This window comes from Lysinibacillus sp. 54212, assembly GCF_036662795.1.
GTDB lineage: Bacteria > Bacillota > Bacilli > Bacillales_A > Planococcaceae > Lysinibacillus_B.
In genome coordinates this window covers 81,653-103,716 of record NZ_JBAFWZ010000002.1, presented here as the reverse complement: position 1 = coordinate 103,716, position 22,064 = coordinate 81,653, and the positions used below count along the sequence as shown (strand labels likewise).

25 protein-coding genes and 1 other annotated feature are annotated in these 22,064 nt (G+C 37.1%); of the genes, 6 read left to right on the top strand and 19 right to left on the bottom strand.

Going from position 1 to position 22,064, the window contains the following annotated elements; genetic code table 11:
• Nucleotides 1-12 precede the first annotated feature (12 nt).
• From dmpG to V4T18_RS02225, 11 genes are all read right to left on the bottom strand, one after another.
• Nucleotides 13-1,023, bottom strand: a complete 1,011-nt coding sequence (dmpG, locus tag V4T18_RS02275; protein ID WP_332646101.1) for a 4-hydroxy-2-oxovalerate aldolase — start codon at nucleotides 1,021-1,023, stop codon at nucleotides 13-15.
• Complete coding sequence (locus V4T18_RS02270) at nucleotides 1,024-1,917, bottom strand: acetaldehyde dehydrogenase (acetylating) (RefSeq protein ID WP_332646100.1); 894 nt, start codon at nucleotides 1,915-1,917, stop codon at nucleotides 1,024-1,026.
• An 8-nt stretch (nucleotides 1,918-1,925) separates the two neighbouring features.
• Nucleotides 1,926-2,588 (bottom strand): GntR family transcriptional regulator, encoded by a 663-nt coding sequence (locus tag V4T18_RS02265; protein ID WP_332646098.1) that lies wholly within the window; start codon nucleotides 2,586-2,588, stop codon nucleotides 1,926-1,928.
• Between the two features lie 497 nt (nucleotides 2,589-3,085).
• Nucleotides 3,086-5,044, bottom strand: a complete 1,959-nt coding sequence (locus V4T18_RS02260) for an ABC transporter permease (RefSeq protein WP_332646096.1) — start codon at nucleotides 5,042-5,044, stop codon at nucleotides 3,086-3,088.
• Nucleotides 5,034-5,798: an ABC transporter ATP-binding protein gene (locus tag V4T18_RS02255; RefSeq protein ID WP_442916891.1), complete on the bottom strand. Its 765-nt coding sequence runs from the start codon at nucleotides 5,796-5,798 to the stop codon at nucleotides 5,034-5,036. Before V4T18_RS02255 ends, V4T18_RS02260 begins: the two co-directional genes overlap by 11 nt.
• 115 nt (nucleotides 5,799-5,913) lie before the next feature.
• A complete protein-coding gene (locus V4T18_RS02250) occupies nucleotides 5,914-6,924 on the bottom strand; it encodes a sensor histidine kinase (RefSeq protein WP_332646094.1) in 1,011 nt (336 codons plus the stop codon).
• Nucleotides 6,924-7,625 carry a response regulator transcription factor gene (locus V4T18_RS02245; protein WP_332646093.1) on the bottom strand — a complete coding sequence of 234 codons (702 nt, stop codon included), beginning with the start codon at nucleotides 7,623-7,625 and terminating at the stop codon, nucleotides 6,924-6,926. Before V4T18_RS02245 ends, V4T18_RS02250 begins: the two co-directional genes overlap by 1 nt.
• A gap of 45 nt (nucleotides 7,626-7,670) precedes the next feature.
• Nucleotides 7,671-8,693: a serine hydrolase domain-containing protein gene (locus V4T18_RS02240; protein ID WP_332646091.1), complete on the bottom strand. Its 1,023-nt coding sequence runs from the start codon at nucleotides 8,691-8,693 to the stop codon at nucleotides 7,671-7,673.
• Nucleotides 8,694-8,811: 118 nt separating this feature from the next.
• Nucleotides 8,812-9,570 (bottom strand): ABC transporter ATP-binding protein, encoded by a 759-nt coding sequence (locus V4T18_RS02235; protein WP_332646088.1) that lies wholly within the window; start codon nucleotides 9,568-9,570, stop codon nucleotides 8,812-8,814.
• A 4-nt stretch (nucleotides 9,571-9,574) separates the two neighbouring features.
• Nucleotides 9,575-11,893: an ABC transporter permease gene (locus V4T18_RS02230; RefSeq protein ID WP_332646085.1), complete on the bottom strand. Its 2,319-nt coding sequence runs from the start codon at nucleotides 11,891-11,893 to the stop codon at nucleotides 9,575-9,577.
• A 132-nt stretch (nucleotides 11,894-12,025) separates the two neighbouring features.
• Complete coding sequence (locus tag V4T18_RS02225) at nucleotides 12,026-12,652, bottom strand: TetR/AcrR family transcriptional regulator (protein ID WP_332646083.1); 627 nt, start codon at nucleotides 12,650-12,652, stop codon at nucleotides 12,026-12,028.
• A 349-nt stretch (nucleotides 12,653-13,001) separates the two neighbouring features.
• On the opposite strand from V4T18_RS02225, the gene V4T18_RS02220 reads away from it, so the two are divergent.
• Nucleotides 13,002-13,127, top strand: coding sequence for a hypothetical protein (locus tag V4T18_RS02220; protein WP_332646081.1), 126 nt, complete (start codon nucleotides 13,002-13,004; stop codon nucleotides 13,125-13,127).
• A gap of 31 nt (nucleotides 13,128-13,158) precedes the next feature.
• On the opposite strand, the gene V4T18_RS02215 is transcribed toward V4T18_RS02220, so the two are convergent.
• Nucleotides 13,159-13,443 (bottom strand): DUF5316 domain-containing protein, encoded by a 285-nt coding sequence (locus V4T18_RS02215; RefSeq protein ID WP_332646079.1) that lies wholly within the window; start codon nucleotides 13,441-13,443, stop codon nucleotides 13,159-13,161.
• A 173-nt stretch (nucleotides 13,444-13,616) separates the two neighbouring features.
• On the opposite strand from V4T18_RS02215, the gene V4T18_RS02210 reads away from it, so the two are divergent.
• A complete protein-coding gene (locus V4T18_RS02210) occupies nucleotides 13,617-14,687 on the top strand; it encodes a nucleotide kinase (protein WP_332646076.1) in 1,071 nt (356 codons plus the stop codon).
• A 63-nt stretch (nucleotides 14,688-14,750) separates the two neighbouring features.
• Here the strand turns inward: V4T18_RS02210 and V4T18_RS02205 are convergent, their stop codons facing one another.
• The 4 genes from V4T18_RS02205 to V4T18_RS02190 form a co-directional block, all read right to left on the bottom strand.
• Complete coding sequence (locus V4T18_RS02205; RefSeq protein ID WP_332646073.1) at nucleotides 14,751-15,335, bottom strand: helix-turn-helix domain-containing protein; 585 nt, start codon at nucleotides 15,333-15,335, stop codon at nucleotides 14,751-14,753.
• 100 nt (nucleotides 15,336-15,435) lie between these two features.
• Nucleotides 15,436-15,669 (bottom strand): hypothetical protein, encoded by a 234-nt coding sequence (locus V4T18_RS02200; protein WP_332646071.1) that lies wholly within the window; start codon nucleotides 15,667-15,669, stop codon nucleotides 15,436-15,438.
• Nucleotides 15,670-15,749: 80 nt separating this feature from the next.
• Nucleotides 15,750-16,148, bottom strand: a complete 399-nt coding sequence (locus V4T18_RS02195) for a GyrI-like domain-containing protein (RefSeq protein ID WP_332646068.1) — start codon at nucleotides 16,146-16,148, stop codon at nucleotides 15,750-15,752.
• Between the two features lie 289 nt (nucleotides 16,149-16,437).
• Nucleotides 16,438-16,704 (bottom strand): alpha/beta-type small acid-soluble spore protein, encoded by a 267-nt coding sequence (locus V4T18_RS02190; RefSeq protein WP_332646067.1) that lies wholly within the window; start codon nucleotides 16,702-16,704, stop codon nucleotides 16,438-16,440.
• A 184-nt stretch (nucleotides 16,705-16,888) separates the two neighbouring features.
• Here V4T18_RS02190 and V4T18_RS02185 point away from each other — a divergent pair, with 184 nt between their 5' ends.
• Together V4T18_RS02185 and tyrS are read left to right on the top strand one after the other, a co-directional pair.
• On the top strand, nucleotides 16,889-17,041 hold the full coding sequence (locus V4T18_RS02185) for a BH0509 family protein (protein WP_332646065.1): 153 nt from the start codon (nucleotides 16,889-16,891) through the stop codon (nucleotides 17,039-17,041).
• Between the two features lie 110 nt (nucleotides 17,042-17,151).
• Nucleotides 17,152-17,395, top strand: a binding site (T-box leader).
• Between the two features lie 83 nt (nucleotides 17,396-17,478).
• The gene (gene tyrS, locus V4T18_RS02180; protein ID WP_332646062.1) at nucleotides 17,479-18,693 is read left to right on the top strand and encodes a tyrosine--tRNA ligase; all 1,215 of its coding nucleotides are present in this window, start codon (nucleotides 17,479-17,481) and stop codon (nucleotides 18,691-18,693) included.
• A gap of 374 nt (nucleotides 18,694-19,067) precedes the next feature.
• On the opposite strand, the gene V4T18_RS02175 is transcribed toward tyrS, so the two are convergent.
• The gene (locus tag V4T18_RS02175) at nucleotides 19,068-19,217 is read right to left on the bottom strand and encodes a hypothetical protein (RefSeq protein ID WP_332646059.1); all 150 of its coding nucleotides are present in this window, start codon (nucleotides 19,215-19,217) and stop codon (nucleotides 19,068-19,070) included.
• Between the two features lie 112 nt (nucleotides 19,218-19,329).
• Between V4T18_RS02175 and mntA the strand changes: the two genes are divergently transcribed.
• Together mntA and hepT are read left to right on the top strand one after the other, a co-directional pair.
• Nucleotides 19,330-19,641, top strand: a complete 312-nt coding sequence (gene mntA / locus V4T18_RS02170; protein ID WP_332646056.1) for a type VII toxin-antitoxin system MntA family adenylyltransferase antitoxin — start codon at nucleotides 19,330-19,332, stop codon at nucleotides 19,639-19,641.
• A gap of 91 nt (nucleotides 19,642-19,732) precedes the next feature.
• On the top strand, nucleotides 19,733-20,140 hold the full coding sequence (hepT, locus tag V4T18_RS02165) for a type VII toxin-antitoxin system HepT family RNase toxin (protein ID WP_332646285.1): 408 nt from the start codon (nucleotides 19,733-19,735) through the stop codon (nucleotides 20,138-20,140).
• Between the two features lie 402 nt (nucleotides 20,141-20,542).
• On the opposite strand, the gene V4T18_RS02160 is transcribed toward hepT, so the two are convergent.
• A complete protein-coding gene (locus tag V4T18_RS02160; RefSeq protein ID WP_332646053.1) occupies nucleotides 20,543-21,286 on the bottom strand; it encodes an ABC transporter permease in 744 nt (247 codons plus the stop codon).
• Nucleotides 21,273-22,007: an ABC transporter ATP-binding protein gene (locus V4T18_RS02155; protein ID WP_332646051.1), complete on the bottom strand. Its 735-nt coding sequence runs from the start codon at nucleotides 22,005-22,007 to the stop codon at nucleotides 21,273-21,275. The genes V4T18_RS02160 and V4T18_RS02155 overlap by 14 nt, the downstream gene beginning before the upstream one ends.
• Nucleotides 22,008-22,064: the final 57 nt, after the last annotated feature.

The window sequence follows — 22,064 nt, the reverse complement described above, 5'->3', positions numbered from 1 at the left end:
ATTAAACTCCCCCTATGCATTTTGTTTTGCTAGCTCTTGTGCCACTCCAATAATCCAATCCTCTTGACCACCGACTGCATTCATCTCTGAAATTTTTAGTAAAATATCTCGTGCATCGACCCCGTATTCCTTCCCAGCCCGCTCTGCGAATAATAGGAAGCTTGAGTAAACACCTGTATAACCGAGCATCAAACTTAATCGGTCGATTTGAACAGGTCTTGTCATCATCGGCTTCATCAAGTAATCTGCTGCATCCATCACCTTGTAAAGATTTACTGAATGGTCGATGTTAAGCCGATTCATCACAGCGACTAATTGCTCCAGCGCAGCATTTCCCGCACCTGCACCCATTCCAGCTAGGCTTGCATCAATTCGGTCTGCCCCCTCCTCAATCGCTATGATGGAGTTAGCAATACCGAGCGATAAATTATTATGTGCGTGGAATCCAATTTTCGCAGATGTTAAATGGTTTTTGAATAGACTTACGCGACTGCGCACATCATCCATTGTGAGAGCACCTGCAGAATCCACAACATAAATCGTCTCTGCACCGTAGGACTCCATTTTTTTCGCTTCTTCTAGTAGATTTTCTGCTGTTGTACGATGGGACATCATTAAGAAGCCGACCGTATCCATTCCAAGGCGAACACCTGCCTTAATATGTTGCTCCGATACATCTGCCTCAGTACAGTGAGTCGCAACACGTACCGTCTGTGCCCCAAGTTGATGTGCGTTTTCCAAATGCTCAATCGTCCCAATCCCAGGAACAAGTAAAACACCAACCTTCGCATTTTTGGTATTTTCCACAGCTGTGCGGATAATATCATCCTCGCTTTCCTTTGAAAAGCCATATTGAATCGAGCTACCGCCCAACCCATCACCATGTGTTGCCTCAATAATATCTACTCCTGCCTCATCGAGAACTTTCGTTAATTCGGCGATTTGTTCCTTGCTATATTGATGAGAAATGGCGTGCATTCCATCACGTAACGTCACGTCATTAACAACTATTTTTTTCGACATTTACTCTCCTCCCTTATTCAGACTTGCTGCCATTACCTCTGCTGTTTTCACAGCTGCAGCGGTAATAATATCTAAATTCCCTGCATACACGGGAAGGAAGTCTCCCATGCCCTCCACTTCGATTTGGACAGTTATTACATCATCCTTCATCACAGGTTGTGACTTATAGCGATAGCCCGGTACATACCTTTTAAGTGTTTGCACCATTTCATCTAAGGACTTTTGAATATCTGAATATATAATTTCTGAACATTCCGAAATTTTTACATAAATTGTATTTCGCATTAAAATCGGCGGGTCAGCTGGGTTTAATACAATAATTGTTTTTGACTCCTTCGCTCCTCCAACCTCACGCAATGCCTTGGCAGTTGTTACAGTAAACTCATCGATGTTTTGGCGCGTTCCGGGTCCTGCACTTTTACTCGACACCGAAGAAACAATTTCAGCATATTCGACATCGACTACTCGCGAAATGGCGTTTACAATCGGAACCGTTGCCTGCCCGCCGCAAGTTACCATATTGACATTGTCTACTTCACCATTAGCTAATAGATCTAGACCAACTGCTGGAATCATAAACGGCCCGACTGCTGCAGGAGTTAAGTCAACTACTTTCTTTCCCCATTCCTTATAAAGAGGTGCATTTGCTAAATGGGCCTTAGCAGAAGTTGCCTCAAAAATGATAGCGATTTCATTTTTAAGCTCATCAAGCCCCTTCACACCATTTGATACTGTTTGTAAGCCATTCTCCTTCGCGAGAGCTAGTCCTTTAGATTGCTCATCAATTCCAACCATAACAGCTGGCTCAAGCAGCTCACTTCTTTGAAGCTTATACATTAAGTCCGTTCCGATATTTCCAGAACCTACAATAGCGCATTTAATTTTATTACCCATTATGATCTTCATTCCTCCTCATTTTGTAAGCGGAAAACCGCATCTCGATAATATTGTGAGGCACTGTTTAAATGCTCCTCTAAATACGCACTTGCCTCCTCATACTTCTCATTGCGAATTGCAACAATGATAGCATCATGCTGATCAATGATATCATCACGTCTTTCATGAGATGCTGTTGTCGTTACCTCAATAAGTGTAAGGAGTAAATCCTTCAATGCGAGCCAGGACTGAATCAATGTTTTATTCTTCGATAACTTGACTAGTAGGAAGTGAAAATTAATATCAGCCTCGCGGTACGCATCTGAATCGTCTCTTTGGTTATTCATTTCATCGACATAGGCTTGTAGCTCCTCTAGCTCCTCTACTGCTACACCGTTCGAAAGCGCCTGAATAGCAAACTTTTCCAATAAGATTCGTACATCATATAAATTTTTTACATACTGAATATCAAACTTTGAAACTAAGGTTCTTCCATTTAGAGCACGCGTAACAAGTCCTTCAATTTCAAGTTTCGTAATAGCTTCGCGAATCGGACCTCGGCTAATATTGAACTCCTCAGCAAGCTTGTTTTCTTTAATATGCTCACCCTCTTTGAACTCCAACAGCATAATTCTTTTTCTAATAATCGTTTCAATATGCTCACTTAAATTACGTTTAATGTTTTTCATCGCAATCGTTCCTTTTTGAAGTGTTAACAGTTAACTATTTACACTTTATTAAATTTCTAAATTTCTGTCAACAGTTTTTTCTAGCTTAAGAGGTTTTATTCTCTTCTGTTACATTTTTTCTTACATTTTACATACACCCGATTTCTGTAACCAAACCATTCCTCACAATTTTACTTATATAATAAACACTCACAGTTACCAGATACTATCTCACAATAATTTTATTCGAGCTACTTTTGCTAAAAAACCACACAAAAAAAGCTCATAGAATTTACTCTTATCCTATGAGCTTTATATTTACTGTGATATTTTAGTAAATAGATAGACTGTTAGAAATGGTTCTTCTCTTTTAATACAGTGCTTATTTTGAGGGCTCTTTTTTAATAGAAAGTATCTTAATCATTTTTACTTCTGCTACCAAAACAGATGGTTTTACTCTTAAAATTTCCACACAGATTTAGAGGTTTACCCATGCTTATATCTTGAAATATTACAAACTACCTCTCAACCAAATAAACGAACATCTTCCTCCTTGCATACAGGTAAAAGCTAATTTGGATGATGTGGTAAAAACCTGCAATGATAAAGAATTGTAGGAGGAGCTCTGGGTTTTCTTTAATACCGCCGATATCATTGGCCATTGCCACAATATATAGGAGAGCTAGGCCTGTACCGATAAATGTAGGGACAAAGAAAATGGCTGCAACCTCCTGCGAAATCATACGTTTTACTTCCTTGGAGGTAACACCGACATTATATAGCTTTTTATATTTCGTCTTTTCCTTGTCAATCTCGGAAAATAAATTTAAGTATAATAAAATAAAGGCGCCGAAAAAGAAAATAATGCTTAGGAAAGACATGATAAAGAATAGCATACCATTGGAGCTTCTATTGCGATTAGTATCGCCTACCTTCGAGCCAACTTGAAACAAATTCTCTTCTGTCGTAAACTCTACCCGGGCATCTGCAATAGGAGGAGTTGATTTATTGAAGTTCATAAAACGATTTTCTAAATCCTTCACCGCCGTAGCAGACTCTTCCCAATCCGCTACATTCATTAAATGGATATTCGCTTCAAAACCTATAACATACTTTTTCAAAAATTCAACTTCATCCTCGCTTACAACGATAAAATCATGTAAGCCAAGCTGATAATTCATCGTCCTTTCTACAACGAATTCCTTTCTTTCGAAGGCGATTTCCCCATCCTTCGTAGGAAAAATAAGCTCATCCTCATAAGCATCCCGATCCCCCATAAATTCCTGCTGTACATTCACATAATAAACGAATTCACGACCTTGTAATTTTACATCTTGAGAGGTTAATTCTTTAAAACTCTCTGGGGAAATAATGTGATATTCCTTGTACAAATTATCATACGTTTTTTCATAATAGGAATAAATCGGTATCTCCACACGCTGTTGAATAGGATTGTCTTCAAAGATGGAATACAGTTCATCTTCAGGCAAATTATTTTTCGTTTCTGTCTGGATATACGCTAGGTCAAAGGGATTGTTAGCCATCACTTCCCTTTCCTCTAATATATAGGTAGACAAAATGATTGTGCCATACAGGATGGTGATCATAATCATAACTGTTACGAGCATTAGGATTGATGTAAGCCTTTTAAACTTGTATTGTATGCTCGATAGGAATAACAATCCTCGATAATAAAACGCGCTATCCTTCTTCGCCACTTCAATAAAGAAGCTAGTAAATTGCGAAAGACATAGGTATAATCCGACAAAGGTGACAATTGCCCATAAAAGCAAATAAATACCACCATCAATAGCATTCAATCCATATGTCATATAAAGCCCACCAACAGAGCCAACAATCATCGCAAGCCCAATACCACCTAGCATTGGACTTTTAAATTTTATCGTCTCTGCCACTTTATCGCTTTTTAAGCTTTGAATAAGATTATCTTTTAAAATTAAATATAGAGATTTTCCCACTACAAAGGTTTGAATAATGCCATAAGTAATAATTGCATAGAAAAACATCCGACTGTTTAAATGAAAGGAAATATCATGCATGCCCACACTATTCATTAATAGCAGGAAAAACAATCTAGAAAAAATCATGCCGGCAACGATTCCAGTCGCCATAGAAAATATAGAGATGATCAAGTTTTCTAAAACTACTAATCTACCGATATCACGATTGGTCATGCCTAGAGTCATGAATAGACCAAATTCACTTTTTCTTCTTTTAATAAAAATATGGTGTGCATAATTAATAAAAAAAACGGTAAATACAATGAGGGCAGCAGCTGGAACCCCTAGTACAGATTGGATAGATTCTGACTGCTTTACTTCCTCCACATGCTCATTAAAATATACAGTTGCAAACATAAAGAAAAATAGTACGGCAAAGGAGTTACATAAAAAGTAGAGGATATATTTTTTATAATGCACCTTTGCCATTTTCCACACAATCTCATTAAATGTCATAGGTTCTTCCCCCTAAGACTGCTAGGTTATCAAGGATGCTATTAAAAAACTCTTTCCTCGTTCCCTTTTTGACAATTTCCGAATGAACGAGTCCATCTTTAATAAAAATGACCTTTTGACAATAGCTCGCTGCAAAAACATCGTGTGTAACAAGAAGAACGGTCGTATTCAGCTCCCCCACAATTTTTTCAAAGCATTCCATAATAGTCTCGGAGGATTTCGAGTCTAAATTTCCTGTCGGTTCATCGGCAAAAATTATTTGAGGGTCATTCACTAAGGCTCTACTGACAGCCGTACGCTGCCCTTGCCCACCTGAAATGTTATAAGGGTACTTATTTTGGATATCTTCAATTCCAAAAAGCTCTGTTAAGCTTTGCACTTTCCTATCCATTTCTGCCGCGCTTTTCTTTTCTAATATCATAGGTAGGATGATATTTTCCTTGACGGTTAAGCTATCTAATAGATTAAACTCCTGAAACACATACCCTAACTGCTGACGGCGAAACAGGGCTAGATCATCCACACGCATATTACTTATATCTTTCCCTTCGATGATTACTTCACCAGAGGTTGGTGAATCGATTCCGCTGAGGATGTTCAGTAGGGTGGTCTTCCCACTTCCAGACGGTCCCATAATGGCAACAAATTCACCTTTTTTAACTGAGAAGCTTATACCACCAAGTGCAGTCGTAGAGCCATCTTCATTAGATTCTCCGTAAATTTTCACAATATGTTTTGCATCTATAATCACGATTGCTGTTCCTCCTTTTTGGAAAGGATTTTATTTCATTGTAATGTACCTATTGGAATGATAGAATTTGAAACACTAAAAAAACCTTACATTTTCGTAAGGTTCTAGCTAACCTCTATTAAAACAGTTTATTACTTCCCGCAAGCCAACGAATTGTAACCGTAGTACCCCTCTCTAGTTCGGATTGAACTGTAATTTGTTGCCCAAGCTTATCCGCAATTTTTTTACTAATATATAGTCCAATTCCTGTAGAATTCGTTACTTTTCTACCGTTTTCCCCTGTAAAAAATGGCTGAAATACTCTATCTAAATCATAGGATGGGATGCCAACACCTTCATCGATAATCGCCAAAGTGACATACCTCTCCTGCTTTTCGATTTTGAAAAGTAGGCGCTTGCTTCCCTTTTTCGTACTAGAGTATTTAATCGCATTCGAAATAATTTGGTCTATCAATATTTCATTCCATTTTTCATCTGTCACAACGAAAGCTTGCTCCGTATTACATTCAACCATCGGAAATATCGATTGAGAGATACATTCTCTTTTTCGTTCATTAATGATTTTTCTCAATGTCGATAGAACGTCAACTGCCTTTATTTCTAAATCGTTTTCGAAGCTCTCCATTCTCACCATCGTTAATGCTTGCTCGATGGATGTATAGATACGGGCGTTTTCTCGCCGAATTTTTTCTATAGTTGGAGACTGATCGCTATTCATTATTAGTTCTATAACAGAAACAGGCGTTTTTAAAAAATGCAGCCAATGTGATAAAAAATAAAGGCTTTCCTCCTTTTGCTCCTTCATCTTATTGTATTTTCGCGTATGTTCACTTATCTTTTGCTGTAGCAGCTGGTACAATGCCTTTTGTTCTTCTGTATTGGGCTTCAGTTCGGCATATTCCCCCCTCAACATCAGCTGTATCGCTTTGTTCCCCTGATAATAGTTAAGCCCATCGATCATCAAATAAACCGTTAATAAAAAAATCCCGATCGAAAATGGATAAAGAATTTCGGTATTGGCTCGTTCATTCAGATGAAAGAAGGCGATAATGCAGCTCATATTGAATAAATAAAATAGGATGAGTAGGGATCTGTCCTTTATAAAGCTAAGGAAAAGTTGTTTTCTCATCACTCTACCCTCATGGAAATAGGATATTGAAACATGTACCCTACCCCTCTTTTACTCCTAATTGCATCCTCAAAGCCAAGCTGAGCTAGTATATTTTTAATTCTCGTTATATTTACAGTTAATGTATTATCTTCAACAAACGTATGTGAATCCCACACTTCTTCGATAAGCTCCTCTCTCGAAACGAACGTATCATTATTTTCTAATAGCTTCTTCAGTAATTTGTATTCGTTTTTCGTAAGATCAATCCTTCTTTCTCGGAAGGTTAATGTGAGCGTATTTCCATCCATAGATAGCTCACCCACATTTGTATGTATTCTTTCCTTTGGGGCATATTCTCCATAGGCTCTTCGAACAGCTGCCTTTACCTTCGATATTAAAATATCAAATGTAAATGGTTTAGATATATAATCATCTGCCCCTAACTCAATTGCCATAATTTGATCAAGCTCTGTATTTCGAGCAGAAATAATTAAGATTGGGATATGGGATTCCTTGCGTATAGCCCGACAAACATAATAGCCGTCAAAATAAGGCAAATTAATATCTAATAGGACTAAATCGGGTTGTATTTTTTTAAATGTCTCTTCTATATTTAAAAAGCTTTCGGGTTGAAAAACTTGATACCCGAAGCGCTCCAAATGCTCCTGGATCAACAAGCTTAATTGTGTATCATCTTCAATTAGCATCAGTTTGTACATAGCCTACTCTCCCTCCTGATGTAGCAGCTACTTCTTATACGTTGACTATTCATTTAACAGACATGTCATTATCGTATCACCAAAGCTTCGAACATCCGCTAAATAATCAAAGCCATCAGGAGAACCAAAGCTGTTAAATGCACGTACTGCCACAAGATTATGCTGGGGAACAACAAGAAGTGTAACGCCTGTATAGCCTAGGATCTGAAAGGAGCCTTTCGGTACTAGCTCACCAATTTCAGACTTTCCTGCTGGAGAATCTTTTACGAACCATAAGTAACCGTTTTGTGGTAGCTCTTTATCAACTAGATTTGGGCTTTGAACGGAGATAACACTATCTATCATCTTTTTGGAGATTATCTGTTCTCCATTGATATTTCCTTTTTTCAAATGTAAGTACCCCCATTTCGCCAAATCTCTCGGCGATACATACATATTCATTTTGTCGCCTTCGATACTGCTACTCTTACACCAGTTTGTATCGTTAGGACTTCTTATTACATCTACAAGTTTTTCATTAGCTTCTCCGTACCATCCAGTTTCCATTAAGCTCAGTGGCTTAAAAACTCCATTCGTAACAATCTCAGCTACGGATTTACCTGTTGTGATTTTCACCATTTTTGTTAGCATATCAATGCCAATACCACGGTACGCCCATTTCTCACCAGCGGGAAACTCTCGATAGATCGACCCGTTACTTTCCCTTAAACCATGTGTATGAGTTAATAAATGCCTTATTGTTGTTCCTTCTAATATCGAACTCTTATTAGGGAGATAACTCGTTATAGGGTCATCTATTGAGCCAATACAACCTTCATTTACTGCATATGCAACTGCTAATCCTATGTAGCTTTTTCGAACTGATGCTACATGAAACTGAGTGTCCTCCTGAATCTGTCGTGAGTTCGGTTCTTCGGAATGCCTACCCCAATATTGTTCAGTAACAATCTTATCGTTATGAATAATAAAAATTGCTGCTCCTGAGCAATCCACCTGTTGAGAGGTTTTTCTTACATTAAATACGGCTAAATCGAATCGTTTGCTTGTCTCTTTATTCTTATTTATCATTCTACTACTTCCTTTGTTCCATGATTATTACTATATTCTACAAACTCCCCTGTAAATCCTCGCTTAAAGAAGCCTACAAAAAAAACGAATTCCACTAATAGGAATCCGCTCTAATAATTTATATATCAATCTCCAACATTTTTTCAGCTATCCTCTCGACTCTGCCATCTATATCTGTCCCGTCAAACCTCGAAAGCTTTATTTCACTCACGATTTTTCCATCATGCATAAACATAATACGGTCAGTACGTGCCGCAACCTTCGCATCATGAGTGACAAGCATAATAGCAGTACCTTCTGAGTTGATTTCAGAAAATAGGTCCATTATCTCCTGAGCAGATTTGGAATTGAGTGCACCGGTAGGCTCATCACCGAATATGATTTTTGGATTATTCATAAGTGCTCGACAAATACCTGCACGCTGAAGCTGACCTCCGGAAACCTGTGTAATGTCGCGCTCTGCTAGGTCGCTAATTCCTACTCTTTTCATAAGTGCTCGAGCTTTCGTCATAATATTTTCAGTATTTTTTCTATTAGTGTGCATCGCTGGAAGAATAATGTTATCAAGAATATTCAGGTTTTTCAGCATAGTCGGCTGCTGAAAGACAAAGCCCATTTTTGATCTACGTATATCTGAAACATTCTCTTCGTTAATCGTTGATAAATCTGTGTTATCAAAGATTACCTTTCCGCTATTAATACCATCTGTTCCACTTAAAGCAAACATCAGTGTTGATTTTCCAGACCCTGATGGCCCCATTACCGAAACAAACTCTCCTTCGTCTATTTCTACGGATACTCCGTCGAGAACATTACGCATTTCATTGCCCTCACCGAAAGACTTTACTATCTGTTCACCGATAACAATTTTATTCATATGCCTACCCCTTTATATTTTCCGAAATTTTTATTCGTCCCGCACCCGAAATACCAATTAGTGTTGCGATAAGTACCGTGAACATCATTAACAATGGAACAAGCAGGTACGCTTTAAGTGCATTGATTTCAAATTTAAACGATGACGCTCCAAATGAGGAAATAGCTGAACGAGCAAGTATCTCTCCTAGGGTGTTTGCAAGAATAGTACCAAGTATAATCCCGAGTATTAGAACATATATCGACCGTGCAACGTACTGAATCTTAATGTCAGCGTTAGTAAAGCCTATTGTCTTCATTACTGCTATAGAATATCTATCCTTTGAGACAAGAAGTTTCATAAATAACAATGTAACGAGTAGCGTTATACTAAGCGCGATGGCAACAGCAGCATTAGAGACTATCTTGACCGAGCTAATTGTCGAGCCAAATGTCTGCATAACATATTCATCAACATCCGAGACTTTAGCAAATTTGAAACTGCTCGTATAATCCGTAACCACGTTTTTCATTAGACTTTTATCTGAAACTTCAGCACAGATTATGCTCCAAACTATGTCTGACGAATTGTCTATAAAACTAGCCTTTGCAGTTTTTCCACCATTCGTAATATCCGAATATATTCCGCTTACTTCTAACTCTTTCTCCTTCCCCTCAAATACTAGTGTGATGCCATCCCCGACCTTTTTGTTCATTTCATCAGCATTCATAGTCGAAAGTGCGATTTCATTTTCTGTGTCTGGTGCTTTACCGTCAGAATATTCGATAGGAAATGCCAAATGGTCTCCGAGTTCAATTTTGATATTTTCCTCAGACCCTTCTTCCATTTTTACTTTGAAGACTTTTGTTGTGAGAATGGCATAATTTGAAATGGTTGGATCGCTGCTCATTTTCTTTGAAATAGTAGCAGCTTTATCGGCAATATTGTCCGTTTGCTGAATATCGATCCGCATATCGTAGTTACCAATCCCCATGTATCCAATAAAGCTTTTGGATGAAATCGTGTTAGACAGATTCTGCGGAACAATAATAATAAATGACGATATCACCAGTACAGCAAGCATCGTGGCGTACAGTCTTTTCCTTGTGAGAACATCTTTCATACCGAGAAAAACATTTGTATTAAGTAGCCTATTTTTGCTTAAGACAAACCGTTTTGCTCCTGCACTATTATCCTGTGAAATGCCAAAGCGTATTGCTTCCGCAGCAGATATTTTACGAAAACGTTTTAACACTCTATTTACATAGATAAGAATTAAAAGTAATAGAAGGAATATGCCCAAGATTCCTAAAGCCGTAGCAATAGAGGAATTATCGCTTTCACCCATATAGAGCCGAATATTTTTTAGGAGCATATCCTTAAACACAAGGGATAACCCAAAACCGAGTACACTTCCTACTACAGCAATTACTGCATATTTTGCAAGATAAATCTTTTTTATATAGGAAACACGTAACCCTATCGCCTTCAAAACGCCAATTTCGCGGTAGTCGTCTTCGATCCTTGCGAGTAGCGTAAAGCGAATGCACATAAATGAGATTGCAACAACAAGTACACTTATAAGAAGAATAACTGCAATCATCATCCCATCTGATAGTGCATTCATCATTTTAAAAAGTTTATATGTAACAGTTGGACCATTGGCTTCTAGTCCTGCAGAGGCATACGCCGTTTCAAATGCTCCCACCTTAGATGCATCCTTTAATCTGAATTCAATCAGATACTCTAGGTTCCCAAAGCCTTTTATTGCCTCATAATCATTATCACTAACAAGAAATCTTTTTGAGGCGGAAAGTGTAGAATTCATTTGCGAATCACGTAGAAATCCTGCAACGGTAAATTCCTTCCCACCAATTACTGCCTTATCACCAACTTTTGCAATAGCTTCCCTCATATAATTTACTGGAACATAAATCTGTCCGTCAGATACGTGAATAATATTTCCTTCAAGATCTAGAAGATAATCAAATTTCTCACTTTGCGTGCTAAAACCGTTATCCTGGACACTCCCTGCCAGTGAATTTTCCCCTAAAGTAATCTGTGCTCCATCGATATTGAGAAACTCAGCGATTTGAAATTCATCGACATTACTATTCCCCTCTGCAAAAGAGGTAAGCCGTGCAGTATCAATTTCTCCTGAATGCATTTGCATAAAATGTGGTGTTTTCGCTTTTATCATAAGCGTATCTAGTGCACCTGATAAATTAACCATAAGTATCGCAGCAAGAGAAACAAGCATAGCTGCCGAAGCAACAAATAGTACTGTTGTCAGCGATATTAACTTACTCTTTAAGATGTCATTTCGGATTAATCTGAAATACATACGTCACCTCTGTCTTTAAATTTTTGACCGGTTTACAATTGTACACAATTACCACAGCTACACATCTTATGACATAGACTAGAAATACCATTTCCCTGTGGCATCTTTACCTTTTCCATAACACAATACGAGCTATCCATTGTTATCAAACATCCCAATAACTGACATAAGACTTCCATTTTCAACACCGAGTAGCCTCTCTACATTGAAAACAAATGCCCCAACACGTGTAGCTCGTTCTTCAATTGTCATTTCGACCATATCATCATCAAAGATAGTATTTGCATATGTTACAACCATTTCCATACATTCATACGGGAATGGCGTATTGAATAGTCCTTGCTCGATGCCCTCACTAATAATTTCTGCCAATATCGGCGTTAAACCATTGATGATGACCTTCTGTATTTTTTGATGCATAAGTGCATTTTGTGGTCTATGAATATGATCCATAATTTCCTCGCTGCTTCCGCCACTCATGTTCATTGACATCACCACACGGATAATTCGATCGACAACGGGTATATTTTTGTCTGCAGCAATCCCCCGACCTGTCTCTAAAAGCCTGATACTATATCTATCAATCAGAGCATCCATAATATCCTCCTTTGATTTAAAGTGATGATATAACGTCCCCCGTGCAATTCCGACCTTTTCGAGAATATCGTTTGTACTTGTACCGTCGAACCCCTTTTGTCCGAAAAGCTCATCCGCTACATCAAGAATTTCGTTCCTACGCTCATTTGCTCCCTTTCTCATTATGCAACCTCCTTATAGACCGACTGCCTGTCGATAATATTGTAACATTATACCAGTAATTTTCAATATCTTTTCTATTTTTTCTCATTTTTAGATTAACAGCTTCAATATTTCAAATAAAATCACTGAATATAACTTGTACTAATTAAATAATGAAGCAGATGGCATTAGAGATAAAAATTTCTCAACCATCCTCTTTTAATTTTCCATCAAACATGAAATTAGACTTATTAGTTATCACGCGTGTTGATTTACCTCTTATTGTTAAAGAGAAAATTGGAATACGTTGATTTCCGCTACGGCTGACTCGCTTTCCGCAGGCACGGCTTCAACTAATTTCTTTCGGCTAATGCCGAAAGAAATGGATTTTCAGCTCGTGCTGTTCCTGCTGGAGTCGAGTCGCCTTCGCTCCAATCAACGAGCAAGCGCCTTTTTATTAATCATTTCACTAAAAAGCACGTTTATGATCTACTAGTATTTGTATAATCAACACATCTGATTAGTTATCACAAAAAATAAAACAATAACGCCAAAATTAGATTAGGCATTGCAATTAAAAAAGAACTAGTGAACACTTTATTTCGATACTCTCTGTTAGTGTCTGATTCTATTGCTACGTTAGCTCTCATTCTGTCTCCACTTACTAAAGAACCCGAAAAAATCATCGCTACAACAATAAATAACAAAGCAATAGCACCTAGAATCTGATACACCATGCCGATATCCCAAAAGACGAGCGATACGATAATACCTATTAGCGACAAAAGAGCTCCAATTAATAAATATTTCATAATTTGCAGTCCCCCTTTATACTTATACGACTCCTAATTTCCAATTGTTTCATTTTTAGTGACAAAACTCTCCATTCACTCAGATTACAATAATTCTACAACTACAAGCATGGTACCTTTTTTAGGCTATTAACATAAAAATAAGATTAACAAGCTGATGGAAGGATGACGTTTTGAGCGGTAAGATTACCAATTTCTTTGGGCAGGCAATGACAGGACAGGGCAAAAAAAATGTATATACGGACGTGATGAATGAAGCAAAAACGGTGTATTTACTTAAAGGTGCACATGGCTTTAAAATTTCCGAGCTCCTACAAAAAATAGGCAGCTACTATCATGATCATGGAGCTGAAATCGAATATTTTCATGATCCTCTATTCCAAAATACGATTGAAGCCACATTCGTTAAAGCACCACATGCCATTCTATTTCTTCAAGCATCCAATCCAGCGATTGAACCAGTCATGATTGGTGCTCGGGATTTTGTGATTTCACTTTACGATTGTGTGGATGGGGAAAAGCTATCTTCAAATATAGACCTGAGTTTGATTAACGAAGCAAAGCAAGCATACTTTGATCAATGCTTTGCCTCACTTTCAAATGCTATTGGGATTCACGATGATTGGGAAGTTGAAACGAGAAAAAGTATGAATTGGAGTGGATTAAATCAACAGTTTGCCGAATTAACAGAGCGGCTTTTTGGAGAAAGCAATTTAAATAAAACCGGTAAGCTAACACATCGCCTACTTGGAACATTAACACCAGCAGGAGCTCGCGATACTGTTCAAAGCATTACACAAAATCTTGAAAAACGACTATTTATCAAAGGTTACCCAGGCACAGGAAAATCCTCGATGATGAAAAAATTGGCGAACGAGGCTTTAAATCGCGGCTTCGACGTGCAGCTCGTCTGGTGTGGGTTAGATTCCAATTCAATCGATATGGTGATACTGCCCCAATTAAAGTTTTGCATCTTCGATAGTACTGAGCCACATGTTTACTTCCCAGATGAAAATCGTCCTGGCGATGAGATATTTGACATTGCCAAGCACTGCCATCCAACTCAAGAGGAAGAAAATAATATAAAAGAAATTGTCGTTAAATATAAAGCTTCAATGGCTGAGGCAATTCATTATGCTAAACTTTATGCTGAGGAAGAAAGAAAAGTTCGGGAAGCGATTGATGCTGCACTAAATCTGGATGAATTCAACAAACGAACAGCAAAGTTATTTCAATATTTATGAAAAAATAAATAATAGACGATTAAGAAATGCTTCTCCTTGCGTTTCTTAATCGTCTTCTTTTCGTTAAATCAGCTGATAAAACAAGCCATGCTGCGTGCAGTACCAGAGCAGCATGCCATGTTTCCGTTTTGGAAGTCTTGTCTGCAACGCCCATTCTGGGTATTGTTTTATAACCTGTATTCCGTCTCCTGTAGCAAAGGCGATAAATGAAATGTAATGATCTTTATTCATCGGATGATCGCTTGTAATATACCACTCATCCTCCACCTGTGAAACCTCTAGCTTCTCCTCGTCCTTTGCTTTATTCGGCACTAATTCCGATAGCTTTCTGCCACAGCAAGACATCATTGCATTACCTGTCGATATAACAATATTTTGACAGGATGGACATACAAAGTATTTTGATTTTTTCATATTTCCTCCTACGAAATCATTGGCGGTCAATTCACCATCTAAAATCTCTTCAATGTTTACACTGAGGAGGGAAGATAATTCTGGTAAGAGAGATATGTCTGGGCACCCTTGACCACGCTCCCATTTTGAAACAGTGCGATCAGAAATGTTCATAAGGTCCGCCAATTGCTTTTGCGTAAATCCCTTTTCTCTCCGCAATTTTAAAATTAAATTGCCAATTTTACCGCTATCCATCTCTTCACCCCCTAATACATTTATCTTAGTAGGTACACTCTTTACCCGCAACAAACGCTCCGTAGAGTACTTTATAACTTCCATCAAAAGTAAGGTTATTTTAGTTGAAGCTCATCATTTCATTAAATACATAAAGTTGATAAAATGCAGGCACCATTAATGCAAGTACTAGACTAATCACTGCAAATAATTTGGATTGTCTTATCAAACGATGGTCGCCATTTTTTAAATGTTCAAAGTATGTAAGTGAAAAATATAGGCAAACCGTAAACATAAAAGCCGAGAATATACCTATCCATATTCCGATACTTCCTGAGAAAGCTAATTGTTCCATTTTGAGCACCCCCTTTAATGGAGCTAAGTATGAGCACTTAATAATAAAGTTTGTTACTTACTGATAGTTGCTACAATTTATTATTTTAAAGCAATATAAATTTCAATCTCACCTGCTGGAGAATATCTTTCAAAATCAACTGTATAAGCACGTTGCAAATCTCCCGCTTCTTCAAGCCCCCATATTGTTTGCCACATTTTATATACACCTTGCTCGATTTCTTTATCTACAGAGAATACACGATATTTTTGATCATCCTTTATTCTAATCGTTTCGCCACCTCTAGAAGACTCTACCGCAACTGACAATCGATAATCACCCTTATAGTTAGACATATATGTATCATACACACCATATATCGCACCTTCATAGTCCTGTAACATTGCTGTTGTACGTTCCCAAAGCTCTCCAATAACTATCGGCATATTAGGGTCTTCAAAATTATTTGTCTTTATGCTACTTAATACATTTAATTCCATATATACCACCTCCCTATATTTATAATACAAACATTTGTTCTTTTTGTAAAATTTATCTTAAAAAGCAAAGTAAGAAAATTTAGGGAAACTACTTACAACCAATCTAACTTTATTTAAAACCTATAATAAACAGTACAAAAAACGAATTCTAATGAAAGAATTCGCCATTTAGCCTACTATTAACTTCTATTTATTTGAGTCAATTTCACAATTCATCTTTCCATCATCAATAATTTTGAAAAAGAATGAAATGAAAACAATCAAATGGGACAGTCCCTCACGTTTCCCTTTATGGTTTCAAGCCCTTCTCCATGTTTTCTTGCGCTATTTTCACTAGCTCCTTGACCATACTTCCACCAATTTTTCCGCCTATTTGCCCTGCTTGAGCAGAAGTAAGCTGACCGTTATATCCATCTTCCAGCGGTATGCCTAATTCTTTCGCTACTTCTAACTTTGCTTCTTCCTGTTTGCTTGTACCGCTCACCTTAGCTTTTAATTCATCGAGTGCTTGTCTGGCTTCTGGTACAAGAATCCGGTTTCGACTGTTTCTTCCCATTCACATTCCTCCTTTTGATTTAGCATGGCCATTCTAAAGTAGAAAATGTGGTGTAAATAAAAAGCACACTTTAAATTTCTAAAATTTTATAAAATTCAGTTAATTGTTGTGGTTATTTCTTTTCTTCTGTTATATAATAGATTCAATAAAATTAAATTGTTATATACCAAAGGAGGAATTTGCAATGATTTCAGAGCAAGAGCGTAAAAATATGGTTCATTTTTTAGTGATGTATTTTGGTTCAGATCCAAATCAGTTGAATAATTTTTCTGATTCTATGCTAGAAACAACATACGAATTTGCTTACACTCGAACAGTAATGGAATGTGATTTCTAAATATTCCAACCAATTTCTCAGTAGGATGATTGACAATTTTATTTATGGCGCTATAATGATATTTAATATCTGCATAACGAAGATTTGTTTTTACATTTCGGAGTATAAGAGGAAAAGCGTTGAAGAGAACGAGTAGCTTTAATGGAACTTACAGAAAGTAGCCGGTTGCTGAGAGGCGCAAGTAAAAGTTAAAGTGAATACATCTCGGAGTTGCGTACCGAACACTTAGTAGGCTACGACGGGGTTGCATCCGTAATCATTGCAAAGGTATCGCATCTAGCCGTACCTATGAAGAAGAGTTGTGTGAGCAGCTCTTGAATAAAGGTGGTAACACGTTTTCTATACGTCCTTTAGGCAATTAGCCTAATGGGCGTTTTTATTTTGCTCTTATAGATCTTGCAATATTAATTTTTTAATATTACAAGGAGATGTTAAGTATGTTTTTAAAACCAGCAGAACAACTAGAAATTATTCAGAAGGGCGCAAACACGATTGTTGATAAGGACGAACTCTTAGCAAAGCTGCAACGTTCATATGAACAACAAAAGCCGTTAACAATTAAACTCGGTTTAGATCCGTCAGCACCGGATATTCATTTAGGTCATGCTGTTGTTTTACGTAAAATTAAGCAAATGCAAGATTTAGGTCATCATGCGGTAATTTTAATCGGTGATTTTACAGGACGAATTGGTGATCCAACAGGTAAAGTAAAAGGTCGTGTAGCCCTAAGTGATGAGGTTGTTAAGGAAAATGCAAAAACATATTGTGAGCAAATTTTCAAAGTACTTCATAAAGATAAAACGACCGTTCGCTTTAATAGTGAATGGCTATCTCGACTATCATTTGAAGAGGTAATAAAATTAGCTGCAACAACCTCTGTTGCACGAATTTTAGAACGAGATGATTTTCAAAAACGTTATAAGGATGGAGTGCCTATCGGTATTCATGAATTTTTCTACCCATTAATGCAGGCATACGATTCAGTAGAATTAAATGCCGATATCGAATTAGGTGGCACAGATCAAACATTTAATATTTTAATGGGACGTACATTACAAAAGCATTTAGGATTAGAAAAGCAAATTGCCATTTTTATGCCTTTACTTGAAGGATTAGATGGCATTGAAAAAATGAGCAAAAGTTTAGGAAATTACATTGGCGTAAATGAAGCGCCTGAAGTCATGTTTAAAAAGGTTATGGAAGTACCAGACCAACTAATTATTAAATACTTTGAGTTAGCAACGGATGTACATCCTAAAATAATAAGCAACATTACCGAAAGAATAGAACACGGGGAAAATCCGCGCGATATTAAATTGGAATTAGCAGCATTGATTACTTCTTTATATCACGGGGATGAAGCAACGAAAGAAGCAAAGCATTACTTTGAAATAGCTTTCCAAAAGAAGCAAATACCCAATAATATTCCAACTGTTTTAATTGAAATTGGGAAAGAAACAGTTTTAGATAGCATTCCGTCACTAATCCAGCAGGAATTTATTAAAAGTAAAAGTGAATTTATACGATTAGTGAAGCAAAATGGTGTCTCACTAAATGGAGAAAAGCTTTCAGTAGATGAGATGGACCGTATTTTAATGAATGATGACGTGTTCCAAATAGGAAAGAAACGCTTTTTAAAATTTCAAAAGTAAGTAGAAAAAAATAAGCTCATTTTTTTATTCTTGTGTATAAAAAAATGAAATTGCCCTATACTATTAAAGATTTCACTTCCAATCCAAGTGACTAGGAGGGTTAACCCGATGAGTGCGAATGACCGTTTCTCTGAAGGATAAGACTATCGAAGCTGAAAAGCTAAAGCAACGTTTTCTTAAGGCTCCCTTAAGAATAGATGCGAAAGCGAGGCAGTGTGTCATGGAGGAGTATAAGTAAGTGCGAATCAAAAACCCGGAAAAAATTTTCCGGGTCTTTTTTATTCTGACCATATTTCGCCCCCCACTATTTATAAAATAAGTAAACCCCAATATCCACCTTTTCGAAAGGATAGATTGGGGTTACAGTATAGAAGCTATTGTTTGTTTTTATTTTGATTAGAAGTGAAGTTTGCTTCTTCTGCAAACTCTTCCTTATTTTTACGCTCTCGGTTAGCGTTTTGATTTTGATTTTGCTGTTTTTTATTATCCTGCGTTTTATTGTTTTTATGTTTGTTACTACCCATTCCATATCACCTCCACTCTTATTGTGAGTGATATATGAGAAATTATTCGCATGAAGTTTAAGTGCGGTTATTTCATGTAAGCTTTACAATGATAAAAAGGATGGTGATATGCATGCTAGCAGAGGAAATTCAACAAAGCTTAATTCGGATAATTGTTGAGAAAGTACAACCAGCTTTTATCATACTATTCTGCTCGTTTGCAAGGGGTATGACCCACAATGAAAGTGACATCGATTTTGCCTATTTCAGCGACAAGCAGCTATCATCTTATGAACGTTTTATTTTAGCTGGAGAGCTTGCAGCACTTGCCGGTCGTGAAGTAGATTTAGTCGATATTAATCAAATAGACACCGTATTTACGATGCAAATTTTTGAGCAAGGTACGCCGATTTACATGCAGGACAAGAATGAATTTACACGCTAAAAAATGCGTACTTATAGTATGTATGCAACACTAAGTGAGCAACGAGCGGGCATAATTAAAGAAATCAAAGAAAGAGGAAGTGTATTTGGCGATGAATGATGTTATCTTAAATAAAACGGCGACAATTGAACGCTCTTTGAACCAAATACATGAAGTATACGAGGGCACCCCTGCAAACTTAACAGATTTCACCAAACAAGACAGTATCATTTTAAACATTCAGCGTGCTTGTGAGGCAAGCATTGATTTAGCCATGAGTATCGTCAGCGAACGTAAGCTTGGCGTGCCAAAAGCAAGTCGTGAAGGGTTTAAACTGCTGCAAGAGGCTGGACTGATTGATGCAGTACTAGCCAAAACATTGATGAATATGGTTGGATTCCGCTATATTGCCGTACATGATTATCAAGCATTAGAGCTTGATATTTTAGAATCCATTTTAGAAGAGCATATTGATGCTTTTAAGGATTATACGAGGGTAATGTTGCAGCTTGAGTCCTAAATACTTATAAATCATCGGATAAAAAATATAAGACGAATTAAAATGTTGTCAATTCAACGTTTTAATTCGTCTTTTTGTTAGTATGCTCTACTTATGATAAGGTTCAACGTAACTACTGGAGTCCAAGGTTACTAGCCATTATTTTTAAAATACTAGCCGAAATTTCGAAAATACTAGCCACTTTTTTCAAAATACTAGTCAAAATTTTAAATGTACTAGCCAATGTGAAACGGAGCAAAAATAGTACCAGCCTTTCAAATTCAATACTCGCCAATTTTCCGACTCTATTAGCCATTCTCCATCCCGTTACTACTGCTTCAATCTAAAATAACGTTCGCCTTTTTATGAAAAACAACCATTTATGAAATTGACTATATTAGATTAATTTTAAAACATCGTTTTTTATTCCCATTTAAAAAATCTAATGGAAATAATCGAACAAACGATAGCTATCACAGCTATTAGAATAATTGACAAAATATCATTTTCAATAGGCAAACCTAGAGTAGCGGACTTTAGTATTTTAATGCCTTGTGTTAATGGCAAAACATCAACTATCTTTTGCATAGCTGACGGCATTACTTCATACGGTATTGTTGCACCAGAAAAAATAAGCATAGGAAAATACAAGGCACTTGCAATAACTCCCGCGATCTTTGCGTTTTTGGCAATACCACCAACCATCATTCCGATGCTAAACAGTGAAACCATAACAAGTAGCCAACCTAGAATGAATTGAAAAAAGCTTCCATGCATCTGAAAACTGAAAAGTAGCCTGGCAAAAATGAATAGTAGAATCAGCGACACTAATGCATAAAGAGCATAGATCGTTACTTGGACGAGCAAGATGACTGTCGGATTAACAGGTGTTACCTTGAATCTTTTTAGAATATATTTGCTTCTGTAATCTGAAACAACTAAAGGTAATCCCATCACTCCTCCAGCACAGATTGCAATAGTGGTTATTGCACCAAAAGACTGGTCTAAAAAAGTATAAGTAGCACCGTCAAAAGCAGGTTTGTTGCCGTAAATAATCCCAAGCAGCACAAGAACAATTATCGGCATACAAATTGCAAATATAAACATATCCATGCCACGTATGGATAGCTTAAGTTCTGTTTTCAGCATTGTATTAAATGTTTTCATTTTGCATTACCTCCTCACCTGTATACCAAAGATACGCATCTTCATATTTTTCATAGGGGCTTTTTTCAATAGCTTCCTTTACTGTTCCATAAAAAACTGTTTCGCCTTTATTTAAAATGCAAATAGTATCGCATAAACTCTCTACTTCATCCATAAAGTGAGAAGTTAAGAGAATGCTTAATCCTTTGTCTTTTAAATTGCGTAGAAATTGCCAAACTTCTCGCCTGGCTCTTGCGTCAAGCCCTGTAGTAAGCTCGTCCAAGAACACAACATCAGGCTTAGAAATTAAAGCGAGAATAATGAAAAGTCGCTGTTTTTGCCCACCTGAAAGTTCTTTGACAAGCGTTTTGCATTTATCCGCTATGCCAAATTGAGAGAGCAAATTATTGTAATTGGCTGGATTTTTATAAAGCGACGCAGTCACTTCGCACAATTCTTCCACCCTAATATTCTCTTGATAATTTGCTTCTTGAAACTGAACTCCCACTTTTTCAAACAATTCTTTGCGGTTAAATTTGGGGTTTAGTCCCAATATAGACACCGAGCCACTCTCTAACTCCTTTGTGCCTAATATGCACTCAATAGTTGTACTTTTTCCTGCACCATTTGCACCCAACAAACCAAATACAGTACCTTGTTTGACAGAAAAGCTTAAATTGTTTACTACTTTAAGTTCTCCGTAAGCTTTTGATAGGTTTTCCACCTTGATTATATCCTCCATCATATTATCCTCCTTTTGCTTAATATAAAAAAAATAACACCAAACAAAAGTCTGGTG

What these genes read in the sequence shown, in the direction of transcription:
- dmpG (WP_332646101.1), bottom strand. Translation starts at nt 1,023, where the DNA reads ATGTCGAAAAAAATAGTTGTTAATGACGTGACGTTACGTGATGGAATG.
- V4T18_RS02270 (WP_332646100.1), bottom strand. Translation starts at nt 1,917, where the DNA reads ATGGGTAATAAAATTAAATGCGCTATTGTAGGTTCTGGAAATATCGGA.
- V4T18_RS02265 (WP_332646098.1), bottom strand. Translation starts at nt 2,588, where the DNA reads ATGAAAAACATTAAACGTAATTTAAGTGAGCATATTGAAACGATTATT.
- V4T18_RS02260 (WP_332646096.1), bottom strand. Translation starts at nt 5,044, where the DNA reads ATGACATTTAATGAGATTGTGTGGAAAATGGCAAAGGTGCATTATAAA.
- V4T18_RS02250 (WP_332646094.1), bottom strand. Translation starts at nt 6,924, where the DNA reads ATGAGAAAACAACTTTTCCTTAGCTTTATAAAGGACAGATCCCTACTC.
- V4T18_RS02245 (WP_332646093.1), bottom strand. Translation starts at nt 7,625, where the DNA reads ATGTACAAACTGATGCTAATTGAAGATGATACACAATTAAGCTTGTTG.
- V4T18_RS02240 (WP_332646091.1), bottom strand. Translation starts at nt 8,693, where the DNA reads ATGATAAATAAGAATAAAGAGACAAGCAAACGATTCGATTTAGCCGTA.
- V4T18_RS02235 (WP_332646088.1), bottom strand. Translation starts at nt 9,570, where the DNA reads ATGAATAAAATTGTTATCGGTGAACAGATAGTAAAGTCTTTCGGTGAG.
- V4T18_RS02230 (WP_332646085.1), bottom strand. Translation starts at nt 11,893, where the DNA reads ATGTATTTCAGATTAATCCGAAATGACATCTTAAAGAGTAAGTTAATA.
- V4T18_RS02225 (WP_332646083.1), bottom strand. Translation starts at nt 12,652, where the DNA reads ATGAGAAAGGGAGCAAATGAGCGTAGGAACGAAATTCTTGATGTAGCG.
- V4T18_RS02220 (WP_332646081.1), top strand. Translation starts at nt 13,002, where the DNA reads ATGCCGAAAGAAATGGATTTTCAGCTCGTGCTGTTCCTGCTGGAGTCG.
- V4T18_RS02215 (WP_332646079.1), bottom strand. Translation starts at nt 13,443, where the DNA reads ATGAAATATTTATTAATTGGAGCTCTTTTGTCGCTAATAGGTATTATC.
- V4T18_RS02205 (WP_332646073.1), bottom strand. Translation starts at nt 15,335, where the DNA reads ATGGATAGCGGTAAAATTGGCAATTTAATTTTAAAATTGCGGAGAGAA.
- V4T18_RS02200 (WP_332646071.1), bottom strand. Translation starts at nt 15,669, where the DNA reads ATGGAACAATTAGCTTTCTCAGGAAGTATCGGAATATGGATAGGTATA.
- V4T18_RS02195 (WP_332646068.1), bottom strand. Translation starts at nt 16,148, where the DNA reads ATGGAATTAAATGTATTAAGTAGCATAAAGACAAATAATTTTGAAGAC.
- V4T18_RS02190 (WP_332646067.1), bottom strand. Translation starts at nt 16,704, where the DNA reads ATGGGAAGAAACAGTCGAAACCGGATTCTTGTACCAGAAGCCAGACAA.
- V4T18_RS02185 (WP_332646065.1), top strand. Translation starts at nt 16,889, where the DNA reads ATGATTTCAGAGCAAGAGCGTAAAAATATGGTTCATTTTTTAGTGATG.
- tyrS (WP_332646062.1), top strand. Translation starts at nt 17,479, where the DNA reads ATGTTTTTAAAACCAGCAGAACAACTAGAAATTATTCAGAAGGGCGCA.
- V4T18_RS02175 (WP_332646059.1), bottom strand. Translation starts at nt 19,217, where the DNA reads ATGGGTAGTAACAAACATAAAAACAATAAAACGCAGGATAATAAAAAA.
- mntA (WP_332646056.1), top strand. Translation starts at nt 19,330, where the DNA reads ATGCTAGCAGAGGAAATTCAACAAAGCTTAATTCGGATAATTGTTGAG.
- hepT (WP_332646285.1), top strand. Translation starts at nt 19,733, where the DNA reads ATGAATGATGTTATCTTAAATAAAACGGCGACAATTGAACGCTCTTTG.
- V4T18_RS02160 (WP_332646053.1), bottom strand. Translation starts at nt 21,286, where the DNA reads ATGAAAACATTTAATACAATGCTGAAAACAGAACTTAAGCTATCCATA.
- V4T18_RS02155 (WP_332646051.1), bottom strand. Translation starts at nt 22,007, where the DNA reads ATGGAGGATATAATCAAGGTGGAAAACCTATCAAAAGCTTACGGAGAA.